The 22,520-nt window shown below is 49.0% G+C and carries 23 protein-coding genes and 1 pseudogene; 13 read left to right on the top strand and 11 right to left on the bottom strand.

Features of this window, described 5'->3' with window-relative positions:
- The first annotated feature begins 17 nt into the window (after window positions 1-17).
- A complete protein-coding gene (metR, locus tag Q3A88_RS18640) occupies window positions 18-953 on the top strand; it encodes an HTH-type transcriptional regulator MetR (protein WP_014913764.1) in 936 nt (311 codons plus the stop codon).
- Here metR and Q3A88_RS18635 read toward each other — a convergent pair.
- From Q3A88_RS18635 to Q3A88_RS18610, 6 genes are all read right to left on the bottom strand, one after another.
- Window positions 859-1,758, bottom strand: a complete 900-nt coding sequence (locus Q3A88_RS18635; protein WP_233989343.1) for a carboxylate/amino acid/amine transporter — start codon at window positions 1,756-1,758, stop codon at window positions 859-861. The two genes, metR and Q3A88_RS18635, sit on opposite strands and share 95 nt — an antisense overlap.
- A gap of 246 nt (window positions 1,759-2,004) precedes the next feature.
- Complete coding sequence (gene pagP / locus Q3A88_RS18630) at window positions 2,005-2,658, bottom strand: lipid IV(A) palmitoyltransferase PagP (RefSeq protein ID WP_110163087.1); 654 nt, start codon at window positions 2,656-2,658, stop codon at window positions 2,005-2,007.
- Window positions 2,659-3,090: 432 nt separating this feature from the next.
- Window positions 3,091-3,912, bottom strand: coding sequence for a serine O-acetyltransferase (gene cysE, locus Q3A88_RS18625; protein WP_039285192.1), 822 nt, complete (start codon window positions 3,910-3,912; stop codon window positions 3,091-3,093).
- Between the two features lie 142 nt (window positions 3,913-4,054).
- Window positions 4,055-5,074 (bottom strand): NAD(P)H-dependent glycerol-3-phosphate dehydrogenase, encoded by a 1,020-nt coding sequence (gene gpsA / locus Q3A88_RS18620; RefSeq protein WP_110163088.1) that lies wholly within the window; start codon window positions 5,072-5,074, stop codon window positions 4,055-4,057.
- Window positions 5,074-5,544 (bottom strand): protein-export chaperone SecB, encoded by a 471-nt coding sequence (gene secB, locus Q3A88_RS18615; protein WP_014913761.1) that lies wholly within the window; start codon window positions 5,542-5,544, stop codon window positions 5,074-5,076. The genes gpsA and secB overlap by 1 nt, the downstream gene beginning before the upstream one ends.
- A gap of 219 nt (window positions 5,545-5,763) precedes the next feature.
- A complete protein-coding gene (locus Q3A88_RS18610) occupies window positions 5,764-6,195 on the bottom strand; it encodes a rhodanese-like domain-containing protein (protein WP_010283734.1) in 432 nt (143 codons plus the stop codon).
- Window positions 6,196-6,440: 245 nt separating this feature from the next.
- Between Q3A88_RS18610 and envC the strand changes: the two genes are divergently transcribed.
- Window positions 6,441-7,742 (top strand): murein hydrolase activator EnvC, encoded by a 1,302-nt coding sequence (gene envC, locus Q3A88_RS18605; protein ID WP_039285189.1) that lies wholly within the window; start codon window positions 6,441-6,443, stop codon window positions 7,740-7,742.
- A 2-nt stretch (window positions 7,743-7,744) separates the two neighbouring features.
- The gene (locus Q3A88_RS18600; protein ID WP_233989344.1) at window positions 7,745-8,692 is read left to right on the top strand and encodes a divergent polysaccharide deacetylase family protein; all 948 of its coding nucleotides are present in this window, start codon (window positions 7,745-7,747) and stop codon (window positions 8,690-8,692) included.
- A gap of 51 nt (window positions 8,693-8,743) precedes the next feature.
- Here Q3A88_RS18600 and tdh read toward each other — a convergent pair whose 3' ends face one another.
- Window positions 8,744-9,775 (bottom strand): L-threonine 3-dehydrogenase, encoded by a 1,032-nt coding sequence (tdh, locus tag Q3A88_RS18595; RefSeq protein ID WP_205561814.1) that lies wholly within the window; start codon window positions 9,773-9,775, stop codon window positions 8,744-8,746.
- Between the two features lie 10 nt (window positions 9,776-9,785).
- Window positions 9,786-10,982, bottom strand: a complete 1,197-nt coding sequence (locus Q3A88_RS18590) for a glycine C-acetyltransferase (RefSeq protein WP_317178414.1) — start codon at window positions 10,980-10,982, stop codon at window positions 9,786-9,788.
- 242 nt (window positions 10,983-11,224) lie between these two features.
- On the opposite strand from Q3A88_RS18590, the gene rfaD reads away from it, so the two are divergent.
- The 4 genes from rfaD to Q3A88_RS18570 are packed head-to-tail and all read left to right on the top strand — an operon-like array spanning window position 11,225 to window position 15,526.
- Window positions 11,225-12,157 carry an ADP-glyceromanno-heptose 6-epimerase gene (gene rfaD, locus Q3A88_RS18585; RefSeq protein WP_317178413.1) on the top strand — a complete coding sequence of 311 codons (933 nt, stop codon included), beginning with the start codon at window positions 11,225-11,227 and terminating at the stop codon, window positions 12,155-12,157.
- Window positions 12,158-12,180: 23 nt separating this feature from the next.
- Complete coding sequence (gene rfaF, locus Q3A88_RS18580) at window positions 12,181-13,266, top strand: ADP-heptose--LPS heptosyltransferase RfaF (RefSeq protein WP_317178412.1); 1,086 nt, start codon at window positions 12,181-12,183, stop codon at window positions 13,264-13,266.
- Entirely contained in the window at window positions 13,263-14,246 is a 984-nt protein-coding gene (rfaC, locus tag Q3A88_RS18575) for a lipopolysaccharide heptosyltransferase RfaC (RefSeq protein WP_110163096.1), read from the top strand. Before rfaF ends, rfaC begins: the two co-directional genes overlap by 4 nt.
- Window positions 14,247-14,272: 26 nt before the next feature.
- The gene (locus Q3A88_RS18570) at window positions 14,273-15,526 is read left to right on the top strand and encodes an O-antigen ligase family protein (RefSeq protein ID WP_317178411.1); all 1,254 of its coding nucleotides are present in this window, start codon (window positions 14,273-14,275) and stop codon (window positions 15,524-15,526) included.
- Between the two features lie 5 nt (window positions 15,527-15,531).
- On the opposite strand, the gene Q3A88_RS18565 is transcribed toward Q3A88_RS18570, so the two are convergent.
- Together Q3A88_RS18565 and Q3A88_RS18560 are read right to left on the bottom strand one after the other, a co-directional pair.
- Window positions 15,532-15,906, bottom strand: a complete 375-nt coding sequence (locus tag Q3A88_RS18565; RefSeq protein WP_193399298.1) for a type II toxin-antitoxin system death-on-curing family toxin — start codon at window positions 15,904-15,906, stop codon at window positions 15,532-15,534.
- Entirely contained in the window at window positions 15,903-16,127 is a 225-nt protein-coding gene (locus tag Q3A88_RS18560; protein ID WP_180740762.1) for a type II toxin-antitoxin system Phd/YefM family antitoxin, read from the bottom strand. Before Q3A88_RS18560 ends, Q3A88_RS18565 begins: the two co-directional genes overlap by 4 nt.
- 356 nt (window positions 16,128-16,483) lie before the next feature.
- Between Q3A88_RS18560 and rfaQ the strand changes: the two genes are divergently transcribed.
- The 6 genes from rfaQ (at window position 16,484) to Q3A88_RS18530 (ending at window position 22,211) form a co-directional block, all read left to right on the top strand.
- Entirely contained in the window at window positions 16,484-17,557 is a 1,074-nt protein-coding gene (gene rfaQ, locus Q3A88_RS18555) for a lipopolysaccharide core heptosyltransferase RfaQ (RefSeq protein WP_317178410.1), read from the top strand.
- Window positions 17,554-18,675: a glycosyltransferase family 4 protein gene (locus Q3A88_RS18550; protein WP_317178409.1), complete on the top strand. Its 1,122-nt coding sequence runs from the start codon at window positions 17,554-17,556 to the stop codon at window positions 18,673-18,675. Before rfaQ ends, Q3A88_RS18550 begins: the two co-directional genes overlap by 4 nt.
- 9 nt (window positions 18,676-18,684) lie before the next feature.
- Window positions 18,685-19,485: a lipopolysaccharide core heptose(I) kinase RfaP gene (rfaP, locus tag Q3A88_RS18545; RefSeq protein ID WP_317178408.1), complete on the top strand. Its 801-nt coding sequence runs from the start codon at window positions 18,685-18,687 to the stop codon at window positions 19,483-19,485.
- Between the two features lie 21 nt (window positions 19,486-19,506).
- On the top strand, window positions 19,507-20,604 hold the full coding sequence (gene waaB / locus Q3A88_RS18540; protein ID WP_317178407.1) for a lipopolysaccharide 1,6-galactosyltransferase: 1,098 nt from the start codon (window positions 19,507-19,509) through the stop codon (window positions 20,602-20,604).
- Window positions 20,601-21,506, top strand: a complete 906-nt coding sequence (locus Q3A88_RS18535) for a hypothetical protein (RefSeq protein WP_317178406.1) — start codon at window positions 20,601-20,603, stop codon at window positions 21,504-21,506. Before waaB ends, Q3A88_RS18535 begins: the two co-directional genes overlap by 4 nt.
- Window positions 21,507-21,818: 312 nt before the next feature.
- A complete protein-coding gene (locus Q3A88_RS18530) occupies window positions 21,819-22,211 on the top strand; it encodes an adenylyltransferase/cytidyltransferase family protein (protein ID WP_317178405.1) in 393 nt (130 codons plus the stop codon).
- 20 nt (window positions 22,212-22,231) lie between these two features.
- Here Q3A88_RS18530 and Q3A88_RS18525 read toward each other — a convergent pair.
- Window positions 22,232-22,400 (bottom strand): annotated as a pseudogene (locus Q3A88_RS18525) (IS630 family transposase); the annotation flags it as partial.
- Window positions 22,401-22,520 lie beyond the last annotated feature (120 nt).

Here is a 22,520-nt window from a genome sequence, read left to right as displayed (position 1 = left end):
CACTGTGAAGGACTCTCATGATCGAATTTAAACACCTGCGAACGCTGCAAGCACTGCGCAATACCGGATCGTTAGCCGCCGCTGCCTCTGCACTTCACCAAACTCAATCGGCGTTATCCCACCAGTTCAGCGATCTGGAGCAGCGCCTTGGGTTCAGGCTATTCGTGCGTAAAAGCCAGCCTCTGCGCTTTACGCCTCAGGGAGAAATTCTGTTGCAGCTCGCAGAGCAGGTGTTGCCGCAAATCCAGCAGGCGTTGCAGTCATGCCATGAGCCACACCAAACCACGCTACGTCTGGCCATCGAGTGCCATAGCTGTATTCAGTGGCTGACGCCTGCGCTAGACGAGTTCCATCAGCACTGGCCGCAGGTGGCGATGGACTTTAAATCAGGCGTGACGTTCGATCCTCAGCCAGCACTTCAACAAGGCGAGCTAGATCTGGTTATGACCTCCGACATCATGCCGCGCAGTGGCCTGCACTATTCACCTCTGTTTGATTTTGAAGTCAGGTTGGTGCTGGCTCCCGACCATCCGCTGGCAGGAAAAGAGAAAATTGAACCGGAGGATTTCACCGCCGAGACTCTGATGATTTATCCGGTACAGCGACAACGACTGGACGTCTGGCGTCACTTTTTGCAACCAGCAGGCATCAGTCCGACGCTGAAAAGCGTGGATAATACGCTGCTGCTGATTCAGATGGTCGCCGCCCGCATGGGCATCGCCGCGCTGCCGCACTGGGTGGTGGAAAGCTTCGAGCGTCAGGGGCTGATTGTGACTAAATCGCTGGGTGACGGGCTGTGGAGCCGGTTGTACGCCGCCGTCCGTGACGGAGAGCAGCGCCAACCGGTGATTGATGCGTTTATTCGTTCGGCGCGTCAGCACGCTTGTGAGCACTTACCGTTTGTAAAGGACGCTTCACGACCCAACGCTGGTGTACCCACAGTGAGGACGTAATAATTATCGTCCCTACGATAAAGCTCAGCCAGTCTGGCGTTTTATGCCAGATAGCGAAGTTGACCAAGAGTCCAGCCGGCACGTGAAAGTTGTTCATTATGCTAAGCGTTCCGGCATCGACCTGAGTTGCGCCGTAGTTCCACATAAAATACCCCAGGCCAGAAGCGCCAATCCCCAACCAGACCAACACGCCCCACTGCAAGGTTGTAGTGGGTAATTTATCCAGATTGCCGAAAAGCAGCCACGCGACTATCGTCACGATCGCCGCCCCCAGATAAAACCAGGAAAACGCACAGTGCTGCGGCACCGGATAGAGCTCCATCAGGCGCTTGTAACCCACCTGACCCGTAGCGAAACATACGTTCGCCGCCTGAACCAGCAGGAATCCCCACCAGAAATGCTCACTCACGCCGTGATAATGGATCACCGCCGCCCCGAATACCGCCAGCAAAGCACTCATGGCGTAGCCCCAGCGCAGGCGCTGTCGGGCAAGCAGATCGTAAATCAGCGTGACGTATAGCGGCGTCATCACCGTAAAGAGTAAAAACTCAGGTACGGTCAGGTACAGGTAAGCCTGGAATACGAACAGGTACATGATACCAAGTTGGCAAGCACCCACTAACATATACAAGAAAATGATGCGCGGCGTGTAGCCCCGCAGGCGTAGGAACGGCAAAAACACCACGGCTGCGGCCGTCAGGCGGAACATCGCAGAAAACCAGCTATCAACCTGACCCGCCAGATATTCGCCAATCAGGCTGAATGAAAATGCCCACAAGATAGTGGTGATAGTAAGTAATGGCACAACAACATCCGCTTAGGAAAAAGTATCGCCATTGTAACGGAGATAGCTGAATGAATTTCAGTCAATGTGGTTTACATTAGATTAAATAGTAAACAAATGAAAATAAGCTTCACAACGGAGAGAGGTGACGTGAAATAGCCTTTAGCAGGGAACATCCACGTCATTAAATATATTCTGTCAGTACTGCTCTTTTATCAAAAAATAGGGCCTCTTTTTATAAAATAAAGAGGCTCTGTGACTGAGGAATTAAATCTGCCATCTGAACCAGGCGAAGAATACATTACCGTTATTGTATGTTCCGGGAATGTAAGTCGCCTGAAAAGAGAGCTTGCTGTAGCTTATTGATGCCAAAGGTAATAAGACGGGAATTGGAATATAGTTCCAGTTATCACGCATCGTGAAACCCGCCGTAAAGCCCAGACCCAGTTGAAAATCCTGATCGCTGGTTGGTCGCCAGCGCTTTTCATAACCATAGCCGCCGATAGGCTCCCATTTGTTGTAGGAGTCTTTGAACGCCATGAGATAAAGCCCGTGCCAGTCCCCATCCTTATCCAGACGGGAAACACCATAGCCCGCGCCCCACGGTCTTTCATTGTACCTATCCGTCTTTTCTTTATCGTACGTCCAGCGGTTATGCCAGGTGATCGCCGGGATATAAATATCGTGGCTCTGCGGCGAATTCCAGGTCGTAGACAGATTATTTTTACTTCTCTGCCACCAGCTTTCATCCTGCTTATCCGACACCGACTCACTGGAATCAACCGCGACAGGTACGAGATTTGCCGTGCTACTCGTATTATTTATCCCTACATTATTTATGCTTTCTGCTGCGTAACTCAAAAAGGGAACAACGGGTAGTGTAATCAAACTCAACGTGATTAAAATTCGCTTCAAATACATATAAGGGTCTCTGTAACAGCGTCACGACTCCATTCAAACAAAGGTGATCCAGACAAAGCTATTTTTGGTTCTTACCAGAATATATAGTTCAGTTTACGTCATCTGCCTATATAGACGGGAAACTAAGGCAGCCTATACACTAAATAATTCGAGTTGCATGAAGGCGGCGACACAGCGAATCCCCAAGAGCTTACTCCAGTAAGTGACTGGGGTGAGCGAGGAAAGCCAACACACATGCAGCTTGAAGTATGACGGGTATATTATGAAGGGATAAACAGTAACTGTACTTAAATAGATAGTGAGTTCAGAGGCGCTTTCAGACGTTTCTTAGCCAAAATAACAAAAAACCACCTTATTTATCGGTGGCTTATATTCTGGTTGAGACACGTTCGGGATAGAGAGACAGAACGGTGGATCGCCTACGCAGTGGGATTAGATACCATCGCCATATTCGAAGCCGCGATTGACCCCGTTGAAATACTGATCCATATCCATCGCAGGTTTGTCACTTTCCGGCCGGCCGACGATACGAGCCGGAACACCTGCTGCCGTCGTATGTGGTGGCACCGATTGCAACACGACAGAACCAGCGCCAATTTTCGCGCCACAGCCAACCTCAATGTTCCCCAGAATTTTTGCGCCAGCGCCAATCATCACGCCTTCGCGAATTTTAGGGTGACGATCGCCACTCGTTTTACCCGTACCACCCAGCGTCACGGATTGCAGAATGGAAACATCGTTTTCAACGACAGCCGTTTCGCCGATCACAATACCCGTTGCGTGATCAAGCATGATCCCACAGCCGATTCTCGCCGCCGGGTGAATATCGACACCGAAAGAAACCGAGATCTGATTCTGGAAATAGACCGCCAGCGCTTTACGATCCTGCGACCAAAGCCAGTGGCCAATGCGGTAAGCTTGTAATGCATGAAACCCTTTCAGGTAGAGCAGCGGCGTCGAATATTTATCCACTGCCGGGTCGCGCAGGCAAACAGCCTGAATATCGCGCGCAGCAGAAACGATCATCTGTGGATCGGCGCGGTAGGCTTCTTCCACGACTTCACGAATAGCAATCGCGGGCATGATCGCATTTGCCAGTTTGTTCGCCAGCATGTAGCTCAATGCGCTACCCAGATTTTCGTGCTTCAGCAATGTGGCATGAAAAAAGCTGGCCAGCATCGGTTCGCAGTCCGCGAGACTGCGCGCTTCTGCCTTGATATTGGTCCAGACCAGTTCCAGTTCTTCTGTCGACATTGCCTTACTCTCCGAGATACCACACGCTACAACGTATATCTGTTCTCAAACAGCGGGCTGATTAGCGCCACCGCTCGTATACAAGAAAATGAAGATACTATGAGCCTCCAGGATTAGGAAGCCCAGCATGGAACGACGTGTTTTATAACCTGGCGGTTTCGTCTTTACGCGTACGCCCCAATAGGCTCAGCGCCGCCTCTCGGGCGTCTTTCCCACAATACAGCACCTGCCAGAGTTGCTCAGTAATCGGCATTTCAACGCCGTAGCGCTGTGCTAATGCCAGCACCTCTTTCGTATTGCGATACCCTTCAACCACCTGACCAATGCTATCCTGCGCGCTCTGTACATCCATTCCCTGCCCCAGCATCATACCGAAGCGCCGGTTACGGGACTGATTATCAGTACAGGTCAACACCAGATCGCCAAGCCCCGCCATCCCCATGAAGGTGGTAGGATCGGCACCCAGCGCCACGCCAAGCCGGGTCATTTCTGCCAGCCCACGGGTGATCAACGCCGTACGCGCATTCGCGCCAAACCCAATGCCGTCAGACATCCCGGCACCGATCGCAATGACGTTTTTCACCGCACCGCCCAGCTGCACGCCGATAAAATCGGGGTTGCTGTAAACGCGGAAGCTCTTCCCACAGTGCAGTAGCCGTTGCAGGTCGTCAGCAAATTCACTGTCCGTTGATGCCAGCGCAATCGCCGTCGGCATACCCGCCGCTAATTCTTTGGCAAATGTCGGGCCGGATACCACCGCAAGCGGGATGGTTTCGCCCAACGCTTCGCGCGCGACATCTTGCAACAAGCGTCCCGTTTCCGCTTCCAGCCCTTTGGTCGCCCACACGATACGCGCATCAGCGCGCAAGTGGGGTTTCAATTGACGCAAGACATCACCGAACACATGGCTCGGCACAACGACCAGCACGTTTCTGCTGGCAGCAAGCGCCTGCGCGAGGTTGGTTTCCAGCTGTAGCGAATCGGGGAAAGGCACATCCGGCAGGAATGCCTGATTACAGCGAGCGGCCTGTAACGCCTGAATGTGCGCGGGGTTGTGACCCCACAGCACGACTCGATGGCCATTACGCGCCAGCGTAATGGCCAACGCGGTGCCGTACGAACCGGCACCGATGACGGTCATTGAAGCGTCAGACGCGTTCATCAGGCATCCTGATGCTGCGCAGCGCCTTCACCTTCGGTCTGCTGCTGCAGGTAATTCATGAACAGCGCATCAAAGTTAACTGGTGCCAGGTTCAGTTGCGGGAAGGTACCGCGAGAAACCAGGCTGGTGATGCACTCACGCGCATAAGGGAACAGAATGTTCGGGCAGTATGCGCCCAGGCAGTGTGCCAGTTGAGTTCCTTCGATACCGCCAACGGTAAAGATACCACCTTGCTGAACTTCACACAGAAATGCAGTTTCTTCACCCAGAGAAGCCGTTACGGTCACACGCAGTACGACTTCATAGATGTCATCAGCCAGCTGGCTAGAGGCCGTATCCAGATCCAGTTTTACTTCCGGCTGCCATTCCTGCTGGAACACCTGAGGCGCATTCGGCGCTTCAAAAGAGATATCTTTGGTGTAGATACGCTGGATTTGGAAAGCCATTTCTGTGTTGTTTTGTTCAGACATGTTAAGTAATACCCTTTTGTTAGATTCTCTTGACGTCTTCCGTCGTCATAAGTGGGCGGACGTCAGCACATTTCTGTCATTGTCATACTGCAATCACTGTAGTTGCAATAACGGTAGTACTGCAATCAGCCTGTCGGTTATCCTGCAAAATCGCCACCATTTTCACGGTGTATGAGTGATACACCTGGCACGATGCGGATAGTTTTACCACAAACCGTTTTATTTGCCGCGGACTAAAGGCAGATTCTCACCGCTCCAGCCAGCCAGACCGTCTTTCAGTACCTGCACACGCTCAAAACCGGCTTTGTGCAAATTCTCGGCTGCTTCGCGTGAAGAGAGACCGTTGGCGCACACCACGATAATCGGCTGCGACTTATGTTTTTCAAGTTCACCTACGCTGCCATTCTTGATGTCGTTCGGCAACAGGTTAAATGCGCTGGCAATATGGCCACGGCGATAGTCGTCACGGTTACGGATATCAACGACGACAGCCTCTTCTTTATTAATCAGTCGGATCGCTTCACCGCGAACCACTTCCTTCACGTTCGACAGTTTACTCTTCACAGTAAGCACAATGACCGCAACCAACAGGGCAACCCAGGAAATGCTCAAAATAGGGTGCTTGCTAATGAATGGCATAATCTCTTGCATGGGGTGTAACGACTCCCGGATCAGTTAAGCAACAAAAATATAAGGTTCCTGAGTATACCTGCGCGATACGGCAATTACAGCCAGTAAGCCAATATAGCGTATCGAATCTGCGGCGAGCTTTCCATTTATCTCTATATTGATGCGCCCAGACGCCCACCTTTGTGCCATGCTTGTCACGTCTGGAAATAGAAATCAGACAAGAGACAACTGGTAAGCTGCTGTTCATCGTGGAATAATTCACCGCTATGAGTAAAAACGCGTTATTTGTACAGAGTCGAGTAGCATGTAGCGCCGATCGCCATTTATCCGCATTACAAAGGCTACTCACCCGCTGCGTCAGCGCACTCTGCGTTGGCGTTTTGCTGTTGCCCGCACTCAGCCAGGCTGAAGATAATCAGGCGCAGCTTAAGACCCTGCAACAAGATATCGCCGCGAAAGAAAAAAGCGTTCAAGAACAACAAAAGCAGCGCAGTGCCTTAGTCCAGCAGTTGAAAAAGCAGGAACAGTCCATCTCTCAGGCCAGTCGTCAACTGCATGAAACGCGCAATACGCTGTCCACCCTCAATAAAGAATTAACCAGCCTCAGCGCCTCTATCGCAAAACTGCAATCTCAGCAGGATAAGCAACAAACGCTACTTTCCCGTCAGCTTGACGCCGCCTTCCGGCAAGGCCAGCACAGCGCACTGCAATTAATGCTGAGCGGAGAAGAGAGCCAGCGCAACGAGCGCATCCTCGCCTACTTCGGCTACCTGAATGAAGCACGGCAGAAATCTATCCACGAATTGCAGCAAACGCGCGTAGAGCTGGCTGACCAAAAGCGCCAGTTGGAACAAAAACAGGCACAGCAAAAAACGCTGCTGGGCGACCAACAGCAACAGCAGCAGACGCTGGAGCAGGCACAGTCCGATCGGAAGAAAACGCTGTCGACGCTGGAAAGTTCGCTGGAAAAAGATCAGCAGCAGTTGACGGAACTGCGCCAGAATGAAACGCGGTTGCGCGATCAGATCGCCCGCGCTGAGCGAGAAGCGAAAGCCCGTGCCGAACGGGAAGCGCGCGAGGCTGCCAAAGTTCGCGCTAAAGAAGAGCAGGCCAAACGCAGCGGCAGCAGTTACAAACCGACTGAAGGTGAACGCTCACTCATGGCCCGAACCGGCGGTTTAGGGCGACCTTCGGGTCAAGCCATCTGGCCAGTTAATGGACGTATTGAGCATCGTTTCGGTGAACCGTTGCAGGGCGAGCTGCGCTGGAAGGGTATGGTGATTACCGCACCGGAAGGAACGGAAGTGAAGGCGATCGCCGACGGAACCGTACTGATGGCCGACTGGCTACAGGGCTACGGGCTGGTCGTTGTTGTGCAGCATGGTAAAGGCGATATGAGCCTGTACGGTTATAACCAGAGCGCATTGGTTTCCGTTGGCGCTCAGGTCAAGGCAGGCCAACCCATTGCGCTGGTCGGCACCAGCGGCGGGCAGAGTCAGCCTGGACTGTATTTTGAAATCCGTCGCCAGGGTCAGGCGGTCAATCCACAACCTTGGCTGGGAAGATAGTCTTGTCATATTTAACCAAAACACCGTTATTGGCATTGAGTCTGCTCGCGTTGTCTCCTTTGGCACTGGCCGGGAAACTTTCCATCGTTATCGATGATTTCGGCTATCGCCCTCATAATGAGAACCAGATTCTGGCAATGCCGACGGCGATCTCCATCGCGGTATTACCCAACGCGCCGTACGCCCGTGAAATGGCGACCAAAGCTCACCAGCAAGGGCGAGAAGTGCTGATCCATCTGCCGATGGCACCAATGAGCAAGCAGCCGCTGGAGCGCGATACGTTACGCCCGGACATGAGCAGCGAAGAAATTCAGCGCATTATCCGCCAATCGGTTAATAACGTGCCTTACGCTGTGGGGTTGAATAACCATATGGGCAGCGCGATGACCGCCAGTCTGCCGGGTATGCAAAAAGTCATGCAGGCGCTGAGCGCCTACCAGCTCTATTTCCTCGATAGCATGACCATTGGCAGCAGCCAATCAAGCCAGGCCGCAGCAGGGACGAACGTTAAGGTCATCAAACGCAAAGTCTTTTTGGATGATTCGCAAAACGAAGCTGAGATTCGTAAGCAGTTTACCCGCGCGGTGCAAATCGCCCGCCGCAGCGGTTCCGCCATCGCTATCGGGCACCCACATCCTGCAACCATCCGCGTCTTACAGCAGATGTTGCCCACGCTGGATACCGATATTGTCTTAGTCCGCCCCAGCCAGTTGCTGAATGAGCCGACGCGGCAGTATGAACCTCAGCCGCAGCAACCAGTCAAACCGCGTAATCCGTTCCGCGGTATACCGCAGTGCCAAGTCAAACAGCCGCCGGAACCGGTGAAGAACGATGTGTTCTTCAAGCTGGTGAGCAGCAGCATTCGGGAAAGCGCCCCCGTGCTATTTATCAAGCACCGCTGGCAGACCTGGATTGCGCCAGCCGAGACCAAAACACCCAAACAGCCGTAATCTCTGAGTGCACATTCTCTTTTGCCATCGCGCGGGTTCGCTTCGGCAGGGTTATGTCTCATCCCAATTGAGAATCACCTTGCCCGACTGACCCGAGCGCATGGCATCGAACCCTTTCTGAAACTCATCAATATGAAAACGGTGGGTGATAATCGGTGACAAATCCAGCCCGGACTGAATGAGCGCCGACATTTTGTACCAGGTTTCGAACATTTCTCGTCCGTAGATCCCTTTGATAAACAGCCCTTTAAAAATCACCTCTCCCCAGTCAATCGACATCGGTTCGTGCGGAATACCCAGCATAGCGATGCGCCCACCGTGATTCATCGCTTTCAGCATGGCACGAAAGGCCGATGGCGCACCCGACATCTCCAGACCGATATCAAACCCCTCGGTCATACCTAGTTCCATCATCACGTCCGCCAGCTTTTCTTCTGCCACATTGACGGCGCGCGTGGCCCCCATTTTACTGGCAAGATCCAGACGGTACGCATTCACATCGGTAATCACGACATTCCTTGCGCCAACGTGACGGCACACCGCCGCAGCCATCATGCCTATCGGCCCTGCGCCGGCAATCAAGACATCTTCCCCCACTAAATCAAAGGAAAGCGCGGTATGCACCGCGTTGCCGAAAGGATCGAAAATGGCGGCCAGCTCATCAGAAATATTGTCGGGAATGCGAAACGCGTTGTAGGCAGGAATCACCAGATACTCCGCGAATGAACCGGGACGGTTTACACCGACACCGATAGCATTGCGGCATAAATGACGCCGTCCGGCACGACAGTTGCGACAGTAGCCGCAGGTAATGTGCCCTTCGCCAGAGACCCGATCGCCAATATGAAAACCGTTAACTTCCTGACCGATAGCGACAATTTCGCCAACGTACTCATGCCCGACGACCATCGGAACGGGAATCGTCTTCTGCGACCATTCGTCCCAGTTATAGATATGCACATCCGTTCCACAGATCGCGCTTTTACGGATTTTAATCATGATGTCGTTATGTCCGAGCTCCGGCGTGGGCGAGTCCACCATCCAGATGCCTTCTTCCGACCGCAGTTTTGCCAATGCTTTCATGATGGTTTCCTCAGATGATCACACCCAGACGTTTGCCCACGCGGATAAAAGCCTCGACGGCGAATTCAATTTGCTGCGGCGTATGGGCAGCCGACATTTGGGTGCGAATACGCGCCTGACCGAGGGGGACTACGGGATAGAAAAAGCCGGCGACATAAACACCTTCCCGCTGTAGCGCCTGCGCAAAATCCTGTGCCAGCTGCGCCTCACCCAACATGACGGGAATAATGGCGTGATCGGCTCCCGCTAGCGTGAACCCTGCGGCCGTCATCTTTTCACGGAACAGACGGGCATTTGCCCAGAGACGCTCACGCCGTTCTCCGCCCTGTTCCAGCAGATCCAGTACCCTGAGCGACGCGGTGACAATGGCAGGGGCGAGCGAGTTGGAAAATAGATAGGGTCGAGAACGCTGGCGCAGCCAGTCGATCACCTCATGCTTGCCCGCCGTATACCCGCCCGACGCGCCACCCAGTGCTTTGCCTAGCGTCCCGGTGATGATGTCAACGCGCTCCATCACGCCGCAGCGTTCATGCGTTCCGCGCCCTTGTTCGCCCACAAATCCCACCGCATGCGAATCATCCACCATCACTAACGCATCATAGCGATCCGCCAGATCGCAAATCCCCTGCAAATCGGCAATGACGCCATCCATCGAAAAAACGCCGTCGGTGGCGATCATGACGTGTCTTGCCCCTTCCGCTCTGGCCAGTTGCAGCTGTGCTTCCAGTTGGCTCATATCGTTATTGGCATAGCGGTAGCGCCGCGCCTTCGATAGCCGAATACCGTCGATGATTGAGGCATGATTAAGCGCATCGGAAATAATCGCATCCTCCGGCCCCATCAGCGTTTCAAACAGCCCACCGTTAGCATCAAAACAGGAGGAATAGAGAATCGCATCGTCCATTCCCAGAAACTCCGCCAGCTTACGCTCCAGCGCTTTATGGATATCCTGCGTTCCACAGATGAACCGCACCGAAGCCATACCAAAACCGTGGCTGTCCAATCCGGCTTTTGCTGCGGCAATCAGCTCAGGGCTGTCCGCCAGACCAAGATAATTATTGGCACAGAAATTGAGCAGGCGGTTGCTGTCCATTACCTCGATTTCAGCCTGCTGCGCAGAGGTAATGATGCGCTCCTCCTTGAACACGCCTTCGGTGCGTGCAGCCATAATTTGTGCAGTAAGTTGTTGATAAAACGCGGCAGGCATAGCGTCACTCTCCCATAAAAAGATTGCGTTATGGTTTTTAAGCTAGCGGATGTGGGCAGAAATGCGGGGTAAACAGTCTGAAAATGCTGGCTTCGTCACGGCCTGAATCATCTTAAAAACGTGGGAGCAACACGGGATAAATTAAGCTCTGGCTGCTTGCGGTAAAATGAAATGCTATTATAGCGGTCATAAACAGTGTGGGGCGCGGTGCCTCACCGGCAAGATTAATAAAGGTCGCGCCCATGATTATCGTTACTGGCGGTGCCGGTTTTATCGGCAGCAATATCGTAAAATCTCTGAATGACATCGGCTATCGGGACATTCTGGTTGTCGATAACCTGAAAGACGGCACCAAGTTCGCCAATCTGGTCGATCTGGACATCGCAGATTACGTGGATAAAGAAGATTTCATCGCCAGCATCGTTGCAGGTGACGATCTGGGCGATATCGATGCCGTATTCCATGAAGGCGCGTGCTCTTCCACCACCGAGTGGGATGGCAAATACATGATGGATAACAACTATCAGTATTCTAAAGACGTGCTGCACTACTGCCTCGATCGCAACATTCCGTTCCTGTATGCCTCTTCTGCCGCGACCTACGGCGGTCGCAACGATAACTTTATCGAAGCGCGTCAATACGAGCAGCCGCTGAACGTCTATGGCTACTCCAAATTCCTGTTCGACCAGTACGTGCGTGAAATTCTTCCAGAAGCTGAATCGCAGATCTGCGGTTTCCGCTATTTCAACGTCTACGGACCGCGCGAAGGCCATAAAGGCAGCATGGCGAGCGTCGCATTCCACCTGAATAACCAGATTAATCAGGGTGAAAATCCGAAGCTGTTCTCCGGTAGTGAGAACTTCCAACGTGACTTCATCTACGTCGGTGATGTCGCGGCCGTCAATCTGTGGTTCTGGCAAAACGGTGTTTCCGGCATCTTCAACTGCGGTACTGGTCGCGCCGAATCCTTCCAGGCTGTCGCGGACGCCACCCTCGCCTTCCATAAAAAAGGCAGCGTGGAATACATCGCGTTCCCTGAGAAGCTGAAAGGCCGCTATCAGGCTTATACACAAGCCAACCTCACCAATTTGCGTGCCGCAGGCTATGACAAGCCGTTCAAAACCGTCGCCGAAGGCGTGGCGGAATATATGGCCTGGCTGAACCGTACCGTTTAATCGGATAAGGATTCATAAGCGGTATGAAAATTTTGGTCATCGGCCCTTCCTGGGTCGGCGATATGATGATGTCGCACAGCCTTTATCGCACGTTGAAGGCTGAACACCCGGAAGCGGTCATTGACGTGATGGCACCGGCCTGGTGCCGTCCGCTGCTGGCACGGATGCCGGAAGTCAATCAGGCGCTAGCCATGCCATTAGGTCACGGCGCACTGGAGCTGGGCGAGCGTCGCCGTCTTGGCGTATCGCTGCGCGATGCGGGCTATGACCGCGCTTACGTGCTGCCTAACTCCTTTAAATCCGCACTGGTCCCCTTCTTTGCCAACATTCCGCAACGTACAGGCTGGCGTGGCGAAATGCGTTACGGGCTGCTGAACGACGTACGCGTGCTGGATAAAGCCGCATTTCCGCTGATGGTTCAGCGCTATGCCGCGTTAGCCTATGATCGTAGCCGTATTCGTCGGGCCGAAGACTTACCGCAGCCGTTACTGTGGCCACAGTTGCAGGTCAATCAGGCCGAAATTGTGGACATGATGCAGGCCTTCGATCTCAGCGATGCGCGCCCCATCATCGGCTTTTGCCCCGGTGCCGAGTTCGGCCCCGCCAAACGCTGGCCGCATTATCACTATGCGGCGTTGGCACAATCACTGATCGAGCGCGGCTACCAGATCGCGCTGTTCGGTTCGGCCAATGACCGTTCGGCCTGTGACGATATCCTTCAAGGATTAACGGAAGAGGCACGACAGTATTGCGCTAATCTGGCGGGGAAAACCTCACTGGAACAGGCAGTGGTGCTCATTGCCGCCTGCCATGCCGTCGTCAGCAATGATTCTGGGCTCATGCACGTTGCGGCGGCACTTCATCGTCCGCTTGTCGCGCTTTATGGCCCAAGCAGCCCCGATTTTACCCCGCCGCTGTCCCATCAGGCCGAGGTGATTCGCCTGATTACCGGCTATCACCGGGTGCGCAAAGGCGATGCCGAACAGGGTTACCACCAGAGTTTGATCGACATTCAGCCCGAACGCGTACTCAGCGCACTGGATAACTATATCGTTCCAGGAGAAAGTCTCGTTCCAGGAGAAAACCGGGTGTCGGGAGCAGATGCATGAGAGTGCTGATCGTGAAAACGTCGTCGATGGGCGATGTGCTGCATACGCTGCCCGCCTTAACCGATGCAATGCAGGCAATCCCCGGTATCCAGTTCGACTGGGTGGTCGAAGAAGGTTTCGCGCAAGTTCCCAGTTGGCACCCGGCGGTTTCTCGCGTAATTCCCGTCGCAATACGCCGCTGGCGCAAAAGCTGGTTCAGCGCCCCGATACGTCAGGAGCGTGCAGAGTTCACACGCCAACTACGCCAGTATCGCTACGATGCGGTTATTGATGCGCAAGGGCTGATTAAAAGCGCGCTGCTGGTTACGCGACTCGCCAACGGAAAGAAACACGGATTGGATTGCAAAAGTGCGCGTGAACCACTGGCAAGCTGGTTTTATAACTACCGCCACCCAATAAGCCGTCGGCAGCATGCCGTCGAGCGCGTGCGGGAGCTGTTTGCCGCCAGCCTGAACTATCGGAAACCCACCGAACGCGGCGACTATTCGATTGCCTCGCGTTTTCTCTCCCAATCGCCCGCAGACGCTAATCGCTATCTGGTGTTTCTCCACGCCACGACGCGTGATGAAAAACACTGGCCGGAAGCGCACTGGCGTGAACTGATTGCGCTATTAGCACCGAGTGGATTACGCATCAAACTCCCCTGGGGAGCGGAGCATGAGCACCAGCGCGCCTTACGGCTGGCGGAAGGCTTTCCACATGTCGAAGTCTTACCACGCCTCACGCTGCAACAGGTCGCCGAGGTATTAGCAGGCGCCAAAGCCGTCGTTTCCGTCGATACCGGGCTTAGCCACCTGACGGCAGCGCTGGATCGTCCAAATATCACCTTATATGGGCCAACCGACCCAGGGCTGATTGGCGGCTACGGGATGAATCAGGTGGTGGAAATGTCTGAAAGCCAGAAAATGGAGACTATTCCCGCTAGCCTCGTCCATCAGAAATTAGAGAAGCTGATAGAATTACCAGCATCAGGCGAGTGATATCGCTCCCGACTGTGAACAAATACATGCTCAATGAATTAAGGTACGAACTGGGAAAAACGCCCAGCATAAGTTCGGCTGTCGCGCTTAAAGCGGTTTTCCCCGGCTGTTTACTCACATTAGCCGTTATGCCATTTAGTAGCATTATTGCCGGGTGGCTTTTTTATCTCACAGGCTCGCTATCTGTTTTTTATGTGGCGACACACTTAAGAACAATAATAGCGGCTAAGCGGCTGTTACTGATTCCACTTTGCCTGCTGGCTATCGGCTTAACCAATCTCGTTTGGTATCACCACTATTATCAACCCGATAGCCTATTACCTTATGTATATAACGCCTACAGGACATCCGCCCATGCCGGTATTCTGGGGGCATTCATCCTGCTGACAGTCCTGCATATCTCGCAAAAAAATCGGCAACAGCCACTCTTCTACATCATCGCAATCTGTCTTTTCGCGCTGGGCTACGCATTCTATCAGTCATTATTCAGCGGAATGCACCGTATTGGATTAGTATTTGGTACCGCAACGAGCGCGGCCTATTTTCTTACCTTCATCGGAGCCTTAAGCGCACAGGCACTGCTTAAGCTCGATTCAACCTATAAGTATTATCTCTATCTGGGGCATTTCCTGTTAGTGACTGTCGCTATTCTGCTAACCGAAACCCGGGCAGCCATCTTCGTCTATCCTATTGTCGGTGCGACCATTTTATTGTCAGAAGTCAGGCACAGTAAGCCACTATTTATAAAAGCATTCGTCGGTTCATCGGCCACGCTTCTCCTGTGTTTATTCCTTTTCCAGGAGACGATTCATCAGCGTGTCAACGATCTGATTAATGACGTACACAGCTATAGCATGAATAACAGCAGAACCTCGGTTGGCGCACGAATCGCGATGTATCAATCGGGTATCGAAGCAGGTGAAGAAGCATTACTGGGACAGTCTGCCGAACAGCGCGCAGAGCGAATCGTTGCACAAGCAGAGCAAAAGCCGAACTTAGCGGGTGCGGTGGAATTTTTGAATGTTCATCTGCATAACGAAGTGATTGATGCCTTCTCCCTTAAGGGACTACCAGGAGCAATATTGCTTGTGTTGTTCTATGCCTCTTTATTTTATTTTTCATTTTTTGTTCTACGCAGCCACCTCTCCGCTGCGCTGCTTTTTGCCTTGCTGATGTATGGACTTAGCGATGTCATTCTCTATTCACGCGACATGCTGATTGCGTGGCTTATGGCATTTTGCCTCGGCACAACGCTGACCGGAAAATGGTTAAAGCAGTGATGATGCTAATCGGCGAGTTTTTTCAATGCTTCCGCTACGGTACGCACGTCGTAACCCCCTTGTGCAGCCATTACCACGAAATCAGCAAAGTTTTCTGACGGAGTCATTGATGCGCCATTCATATCAAGAAACACCATAGCCGCGGCTGCCGAAGTCCTTTTATTCGCATCATTAAAGCCATGCCCGCGCGCTATAGAAAGCAACAGCGACGCGGCAAGCACGTGTAGGTCATTCTCACCTTGGTATGAGTGAAGATTCTCAACACGGGCAACCATACCTTCCACCAAACCAATATCCCTAAACCCTGCCAAACCGCCATAGGTTTCTAACTGGCTGTCGTGAATAGCGATGACCTGTTCAACGGTTAAGAAGAAGATCATTTATCAGCGAGTTCCTTAAACAGCGCCTGATTCTTTGGCTTACTCATTACCTTGGCAAGAGAAGCCTCAAATTTAGCCTGCTGCAACTCTGCAAACTGTGCCGCCGTGATGACCACCATATCCGGCGCTGAACGACGGGTAATCGTCACTGGCTGCGTGATAGCCGTATCCAGAACTTTGGCAAATTTCTGACGGACATCAGAGAAAGTCATGGTCAACATAGCATGTTCCTTTAAATTGCTTCGGGTTAATCTCAATTAAGTTGTACAATTAAGTCGGTATAATTGTCAATTCAATGCGCTCAACATCTTTTCGACAAACGAGAGAGGGCATGACAACAAAAAACCAGCGGTGGTCGGAAATCTGTGGGTAAAGGTAACCTCTGCGCAGCTTTCAAGATGACGGATATAATAGTAATTACTACTGTGAGAGGGGGGTGTGTTTTAGTACCATAGCGGAAAAATTAGCTATCCATGCTGTCACACCACATGGATAGGAGCAGCCTTTTGGTCGCTGTTAAGCCAAGGCGGTAGCGTGCCTGTAAAAATTAACCTTTTGATGACATGAAGGAAAACGAGTGAGTCAACGCATCATCCCTTATCACCGGATTCTCGTGGTAAAGCTCAGATATCATGGCGATATGCTGCTGACCACTCCGCTCATCAGCACGCTGAAAGCCAATTACCCTGACGCCAAAATCGATGTATTGCTGTATCAGGATACGATGCCAATTCTCTCCGCCAATCCAGAGATACATCAGCTTTATGGCCTCAAAAGAAAGACTAGCACCCTTTTAGAAAAGATCCGCAATTTCCAGGAAATCAGGCACGAACTTAAGCAAAACAATTACGATCTGATCGTCAATTTAGCTGACCAGTGGCCGATTGCCCTACTGGTAAAATCATTGGGATGTCACAGCATTGCTTTCGATCGGGGCAATAATCTGAAGGGAAAGATGTGGCGTTCCTTTTTCAGCACCTGCGTTCCGCCAATGGGGGTGCATATTGTTGAGCAAAACCGCTCCGTGCTTTCTTCTCTCGACTTACAGCCGACCACGCAAAAAGATCGAATGTCGCTGTATTACAGAGAGGAAGATGCCGATCGTATGTTCAGCCTCTCTCCACAGCTACGTGAACAAGCTTATATTGTCATCCAGCCTACGGCGAGACAGTCTTTTAAATGCTGGGACAATGATAAATTTGCGACTGTCATCGACGACCTGAAAGTAAGAGACATCGAAGTGGTACTGACCTGCGGCCCGTCTCAGGACGATCTTCATGTTGTTCAAGATATCCATGCTCTATGCAAGCACAAACCGAATATAACCTTTGCAGGTAAAACCAGTTTTCTGGAACTCGCCGCATTAATCGATAGAGCCAAACTTTATCTCGGTGTCGACTCTGCTCCCATGCACATGGCGGCAGCGCTCGATACCCCAGTAGTCTGCTTGTTTGGACCAACAGACCATAAAGCATGGCGCCCCTGGTCTGACAATAGTATCGTTATTTGGGCTGGGGACTATCACCCGATGCCGAAGAGAAAAGATCTCGATAGGAACCAAAAATACCTTTCCTGCATCCCTGCACGGGATGTCATTCAAGCGGTAAATGGCCTATTGGCAGATCGTTCAACAAACAAGGAAACGCAATGAATATTGCCATCTGCCTGTATAAGTACTTCCCTTTCGGCGGACTGCAACGCGACTTTTACAGCATTGCCCAAGCTTGCGTAAAGCTGGGACATCAGGTCCGCGTCTATGTTTTATCATGGCAAGGTGAGCAGCCAGATAACCTTGAGATTATTTTCGTTCCCGTATCGGGTATGAGCAATAACCGACGAAATCAGCGTTATAGTGAATGGGTTCAACGCCATCTCCAACACTATCCTGTCGATCGGATTGTTGGTTTTAATAAAATGCCAGGGCTGGATTTCTACTATGCTGCCGATGTTTGTTATGCCGAGAAAGTCGAGCAAGAGAAAGGGGCAATCTACCGTTTAATGCCACGCTACAGGCATTATGCCACCTTTGAAAAGGCAGTCTTTAAACGCGATAGCCACACAAAAATGCTGATGTTAACGCAGCGACAAATCGCAGATTTCAAGAAGCATTACGGCACACAAGACGAGCGTTTCTACATCCTCCCTCCTGGTATTGCATTCAATAGAAAATACGACAACCAACTTCCGACAGTACGAAAAACATTCCGCCAATTACATGGAATCGACGAAAATAAGATCGTGTTACTTCAAGTTGCTTCAAATTTTAAGCTAAAAGGTGTAGAACGCAGTATTAAAGCTGTATCCAGTCTGCCAGAATCATTACGAGAAAATATTGTACTATTAGTTGTAGGGCAGGATAGTCCCAATCGCTATAAAGTATTAGCTCAACAACTTTGCATTAAAAATAATCTACGCTTTTATCAAGGGCGCGATGATATTCCTGAATTTATGGCAGCATCTGATCTTTTAATTCACCCTGCTTATCAGGAAGCAGCAGGTATTGTATTACTTGAGGCCATTGCAGCCGGATTACCAGTAATAACTACTGACGTATGTGGCTACGCCTTCTATATCAACAAGGCTCAAGCAGGGGCCGTTATCCCTTCACCTTATGCACAAACATCGTTGAATATGGCCCTACATGATGCTCTGAATCAGCCGGAAACATTACTGAACTGGGCTAACAACGCCCGCCATTTCGCCGATAGCGAAGATTTATACAGCCTGCCTGAAAAAGCAGCGATGCTGATTTCAGGCAGTGATGAGTGAATAAACAGCATGATTGAACTAAAAGAGCCGTTTGCATCCGAATGGAAAGATCGCGATCCCTTCGAAGAAGTTGAAAAATTGGATGGCGACGTTTTTCGCGCATTGGAAAGTCGCCGGACACTACGTTTTGTACTAAAAGAAAAATCCTACTTCATCAAAATACATCGTGGTACCGCGCTCAAAGAAGCGTTAAAGAATTTGCTATCACTCAGACTGCCTGTACTCGGTGCCGATCGTGAATGGCAAGCCATCCATCGTCTGACAGATCTGGGTGTAGATACCATGAAGGGTATTGGATTCGGCCAACGTGGGTTAAACCCACTACGACGTCATTCTTTCATCATTACCGAAGATCTTAACCCTTCGATGAGTCTGGAAGACTATTGTGCAAACTGGCTGGCTAATCCACCCTCTGTGAAAGAAAAACGTCGGCTTATCCGTCGCGTTGCAGAAATGGTACGCGACATGCATGCTGCCGGGATTAATCACCGCGATTGTTATATCTGCCATTTTTTACTGCATCTGCCTTATCAACCCACAGACACGCAATTTAAAATTTCAGTTATCGATTTACATCGAGCGCAACTTCGCGATCGTGTTCCTCTGCGCTGGCGGAATAAAGATCTTATCGGTCTTTATTTTTCCTCATTCAATATCGGACTGACGAAGCAAGACCGTTTATTTTTCCTGAAAGTTTATTTCGATCATCAATCATTGCGTACCACTTTGGATCAGGAACAAGTGCTCTTTAGCGAAGCACTTATCAAAGCAGGAAAGATTCGAGAAAGAACGGAACGTAAAGCACTCTAACCTGAGCCCTGATTATCATATATGAATATACTCTTTGTCGGTGAGGCTGTTTCTGGATTTGGTGGTATTGAAACGGTACTAAAAAAAGTAACTAGTTTTCTGGAAAATGATGGAGAAACTGAAAATACCTATACCCTATATTTTTTATGCCGCGACGACCGTATGGATAAAACCTGGTTGGCTGGGAAGCAGTTTGTTTGCCATCGATCGAGAATCAAAATCTCGTTTCTGCGTAGAATGAGCCATGCCTGTGCACTCACTCGCTTCATTAAGCAAAACCAACATGGTGCGGTGATTGCTTTTGATGCGCCATCTTGCCGCATTGCAGCACAAGCAATCCGTTATAGTAAAAGAACACTACCGTTAATTTCATGGCTACATTACTCTCTCGATCATAAAAAACATGCAGAGCAAGTGCTAGTCGCAGATCATCACTTGGCCATAAGTTCAGGTATTAAGCAGCAATTAATGAAGCGCGGCGTGCCTTCCGAACGTATTTCTGTCGTTTTCAACCCAGTCACGCCACAGAGCATCACAATTCCACGCCCAGTGGATAAAGCAGTTTTTCTCTATGTAGGGCGGCTGAAATTTGAAGGACAAAAACGTCTTAAAGATATGCTAGATGCTTTTGTTGGGCTTGAAGGCAATTGGGAATGCCATTTTATCGGCGATGGATCCGATGCCAGAAAATGCCAGTCCTACGCGCAACAACTGGGAATTAATGAACGAATTCATTGGCATGGATGGCAAGTAGAACCATGGATATATATTCAACAACATATTCCTGCCGTAAGTACTTTATTACTAACGTCTTCCTTTGAAGGGTTTGGAATGGTTTTAGCCGAAGCGATGTCTTACGGGATTTATTGTGTTAGCAGTGATTGTACCTCTGGACCAAGAGATATCATTAAAAATGATACCAATGGTAAATTGTTTAAAGTTATGGATAGTGTACATTTAAATTTCTTATTAAAAGAAATAATAATAAGAAAAATAAATATATCTAGCGAAGAGATAAAAAAATCAATAGCATTTCTCTATGAAGAGAAATATTATTTAAAATTAAAAAAAATTCTCGAAGAGATAATTGATGAAAAAACATTAAAGGCTTCACTATGAATATCAATGCATTAGTAATTAGTTACAACTCTCCAATTGCAGATTCACCTACATTACAGAGTTTACTTAAAGTTGATTCTAAAAATATAAAATTAACAATACATATATGGAATAATGGACCTAATTTATTTGAAGAACATGATGTTATAAAATACATAAGAGAATGCAACGAAAAAGAAATAGATATTTACATATATCAAGACACAAGAAATATATCATTAGCAAAGATTTACAATTATATAATTAGTAAAAAAAATTTTGATTTTATCGCAATATTGGATCAGGACTCAACAATAAACCCAGATTACATGGAAAATATAATAAAAAATCATAATTATGATCTTATATTCCCTCGGATCATTACAGGTAAAGGTGATGTGCTTACACAAAGCCATCCTCATTCATCAAAAGATAAAAATATTTTGATAAATGAGGGACCTGTGAGTTCAAGCATGAGCTCTATAACCTCAGGATTAGTTCTTTCAAAAAAACTTATTAGCAAGATGGAAAAATATAGAGGCTATGTTTTTGAAGAAAAACTAGGGTTTTATGGCATTGATGTCGACTTTTTCATAATAATTAATCGAATGATAGAAGAAAAAATCCCAATCAATGCATACTGTATTGGTTCAATAAATCATTCACTTTCGTTTGATGATGAAATTGAAGTTAAAAAACCATTTAGATATATTGAGATGCTTTATTTCAAAATATTCTTTAGAAAAAACCACCAGAAGAAAAATATATTAACCACGTTATGGATATGTTTACGAGAGATCTTAAGAGGGAAGATGAATATCTACAACGCAACATCTTTACTATTATTTACATTTACAAATACACATCCAAGATCCAAATTTAACATAAAAAAACACGTAACACACAATCAAAAAATCAAATAAATTTCTAAAAATAGTATAAACTTTAACACACGATAATATACTCAAAGAAGAAAAATGAGATTGGCGTTAAATAAATTTTCTCCACTATAAATATTTATGAAATATACTCTAAATAATTCGAGTTTCAGGAAGGCGGCAAAGAGAGAGAATCTCGATGAACTTACTCAGGTAAGTGATTCGGGTGACTGAACGTAGCCAACGCACATGCAACTTGAAGTATGACGAGTATATAGACTTTTATGATCATCTATTGGGTGAAGCCATTCCGAAAAATTCACTCTCTACTAAATTTATTCCTTTACGGGAGTTAAAATGAAAAAAATAATTACATTTGGTACTTTTGATGTTTTTCACATCGGGCACATAAATATTCTTGAAAGGGCTAAGAAATTAGGAGATTACCTAATTGTTGGTATATCATCAGATGAATTAAATTTCATAAAAAAAAATAGACACCCTATTTATGGACAAAAGGACCGGCTTAAAATATTATCATCATTAAATTTTGTTGACGCAGTATTTATTGAAGAGTCTTTAGAATTAAAGTTAGAATATATAAAAAAATACCAAGCAAATGTATTAGTTATGGGTGATGATTGGTTAGGTAAATTTGACTGGGTAAAGCCCACCTGCGAAGTTGTTTATTTACCAAGAACACCATCTATATCAACAACAGAGATTATTGAAATAGTTAAATTAATTTAAATGGTTACACCCAATAAAACTCAAGACGCAGGTTTGAGCTCCTGAAAACGATCGTGAATTCTGGACGTCAGTGACGTCCGCTATTTCTGGCAGCGTGGTTGAGAAAAAATTGAATATCGCATTCCGAAAATCGCGCGTGTTTTCAAAATAGCGATTATTCCGCGCATACTCGTTCATCACTTTCCACAGGGTGGGATCTCACTTTACTTATTGAAATAGAGAACTTATTTCGATTTTATTGATCTGAGCTTTATCTCCACTAACACTCAGTGAAAGACAATGACTATCTTTAATTATATCAATGAAATA

Source organism: Pectobacterium sp. HCp5_1 (assembly GCF_032905925.1).
In the GTDB taxonomy this organism is placed as follows: domain Bacteria; phylum Pseudomonadota; class Gammaproteobacteria; order Enterobacterales; family Enterobacteriaceae; genus Pectobacterium; species Pectobacterium brasiliense_A.
Note: the sequence above shows the minus strand (reverse complement) of the source record. Positions and strands in the feature narration are given on the sequence as shown.

What these genes read in the sequence shown, in the direction of transcription:
- metR (WP_014913764.1), top strand. Translation starts at nt 18, where the DNA reads ATGATCGAATTTAAACACCTGCGAACGCTGCAAGCACTGCGCAATACC.
- pagP (WP_110163087.1), bottom strand. Translation starts at nt 2,658, where the DNA reads ATGTATTTGAAGCGAATTTTAATCACGTTGAGTTTGATTACACTACCC.
- cysE (WP_039285192.1), bottom strand. Translation starts at nt 3,912, where the DNA reads ATGTCGACAGAAGAACTGGAACTGGTCTGGACCAATATCAAGGCAGAA.
- gpsA (WP_110163088.1), bottom strand. Translation starts at nt 5,074, where the DNA reads ATGAACGCGTCTGACGCTTCAATGACCGTCATCGGTGCCGGTTCGTAC.
- secB (WP_014913761.1), bottom strand. Translation starts at nt 5,544, where the DNA reads ATGTCTGAACAAAACAACACAGAAATGGCTTTCCAAATCCAGCGTATC.
- Q3A88_RS18610 (WP_010283734.1), bottom strand. Translation starts at nt 6,195, where the DNA reads ATGCAAGAGATTATGCCATTCATTAGCAAGCACCCTATTTTGAGCATT.
- envC (WP_039285189.1), top strand. Translation starts at nt 6,441, where the DNA reads ATGAGTAAAAACGCGTTATTTGTACAGAGTCGAGTAGCATGTAGCGCC.
- tdh (WP_205561814.1), bottom strand. Translation starts at nt 9,775, where the DNA reads ATGAAAGCATTGGCAAAACTGCGGTCGGAAGAAGGCATCTGGATGGTG.
- Q3A88_RS18590 (WP_317178414.1), bottom strand. Translation starts at nt 10,982, where the DNA reads ATGCCTGCCGCGTTTTATCAACAACTTACTGCACAAATTATGGCTGCA.
- rfaD (WP_317178413.1), top strand. Translation starts at nt 11,225, where the DNA reads ATGATTATCGTTACTGGCGGTGCCGGTTTTATCGGCAGCAATATCGTA.
- rfaF (WP_317178412.1), top strand. Translation starts at nt 12,181, where the DNA reads ATGAAAATTTTGGTCATCGGCCCTTCCTGGGTCGGCGATATGATGATG.
- rfaC (WP_110163096.1), top strand. Translation starts at nt 13,263, where the DNA reads ATGAGAGTGCTGATCGTGAAAACGTCGTCGATGGGCGATGTGCTGCAT.
- Q3A88_RS18570 (WP_317178411.1), top strand. Translation starts at nt 14,273, where the DNA reads ATGCTCAATGAATTAAGGTACGAACTGGGAAAAACGCCCAGCATAAGT.
- Q3A88_RS18565 (WP_193399298.1), bottom strand. Translation starts at nt 15,906, where the DNA reads ATGATCTTCTTCTTAACCGTTGAACAGGTCATCGCTATTCACGACAGC.
- Q3A88_RS18560 (WP_180740762.1), bottom strand. Translation starts at nt 16,127, where the DNA reads ATGTTGACCATGACTTTCTCTGATGTCCGTCAGAAATTTGCCAAAGTT.
- Q3A88_RS18550 (WP_317178409.1), top strand. Translation starts at nt 17,554, where the DNA reads ATGAATATTGCCATCTGCCTGTATAAGTACTTCCCTTTCGGCGGACTG.
- rfaP (WP_317178408.1), top strand. Translation starts at nt 18,685, where the DNA reads ATGATTGAACTAAAAGAGCCGTTTGCATCCGAATGGAAAGATCGCGAT.
- waaB (WP_317178407.1), top strand. Translation starts at nt 19,507, where the DNA reads ATGAATATACTCTTTGTCGGTGAGGCTGTTTCTGGATTTGGTGGTATT.
- Q3A88_RS18535 (WP_317178406.1), top strand. Translation starts at nt 20,601, where the DNA reads ATGAATATCAATGCATTAGTAATTAGTTACAACTCTCCAATTGCAGAT.
- Q3A88_RS18530 (WP_317178405.1), top strand. Translation starts at nt 21,819, where the DNA reads ATGAAAAAAATAATTACATTTGGTACTTTTGATGTTTTTCACATCGGG.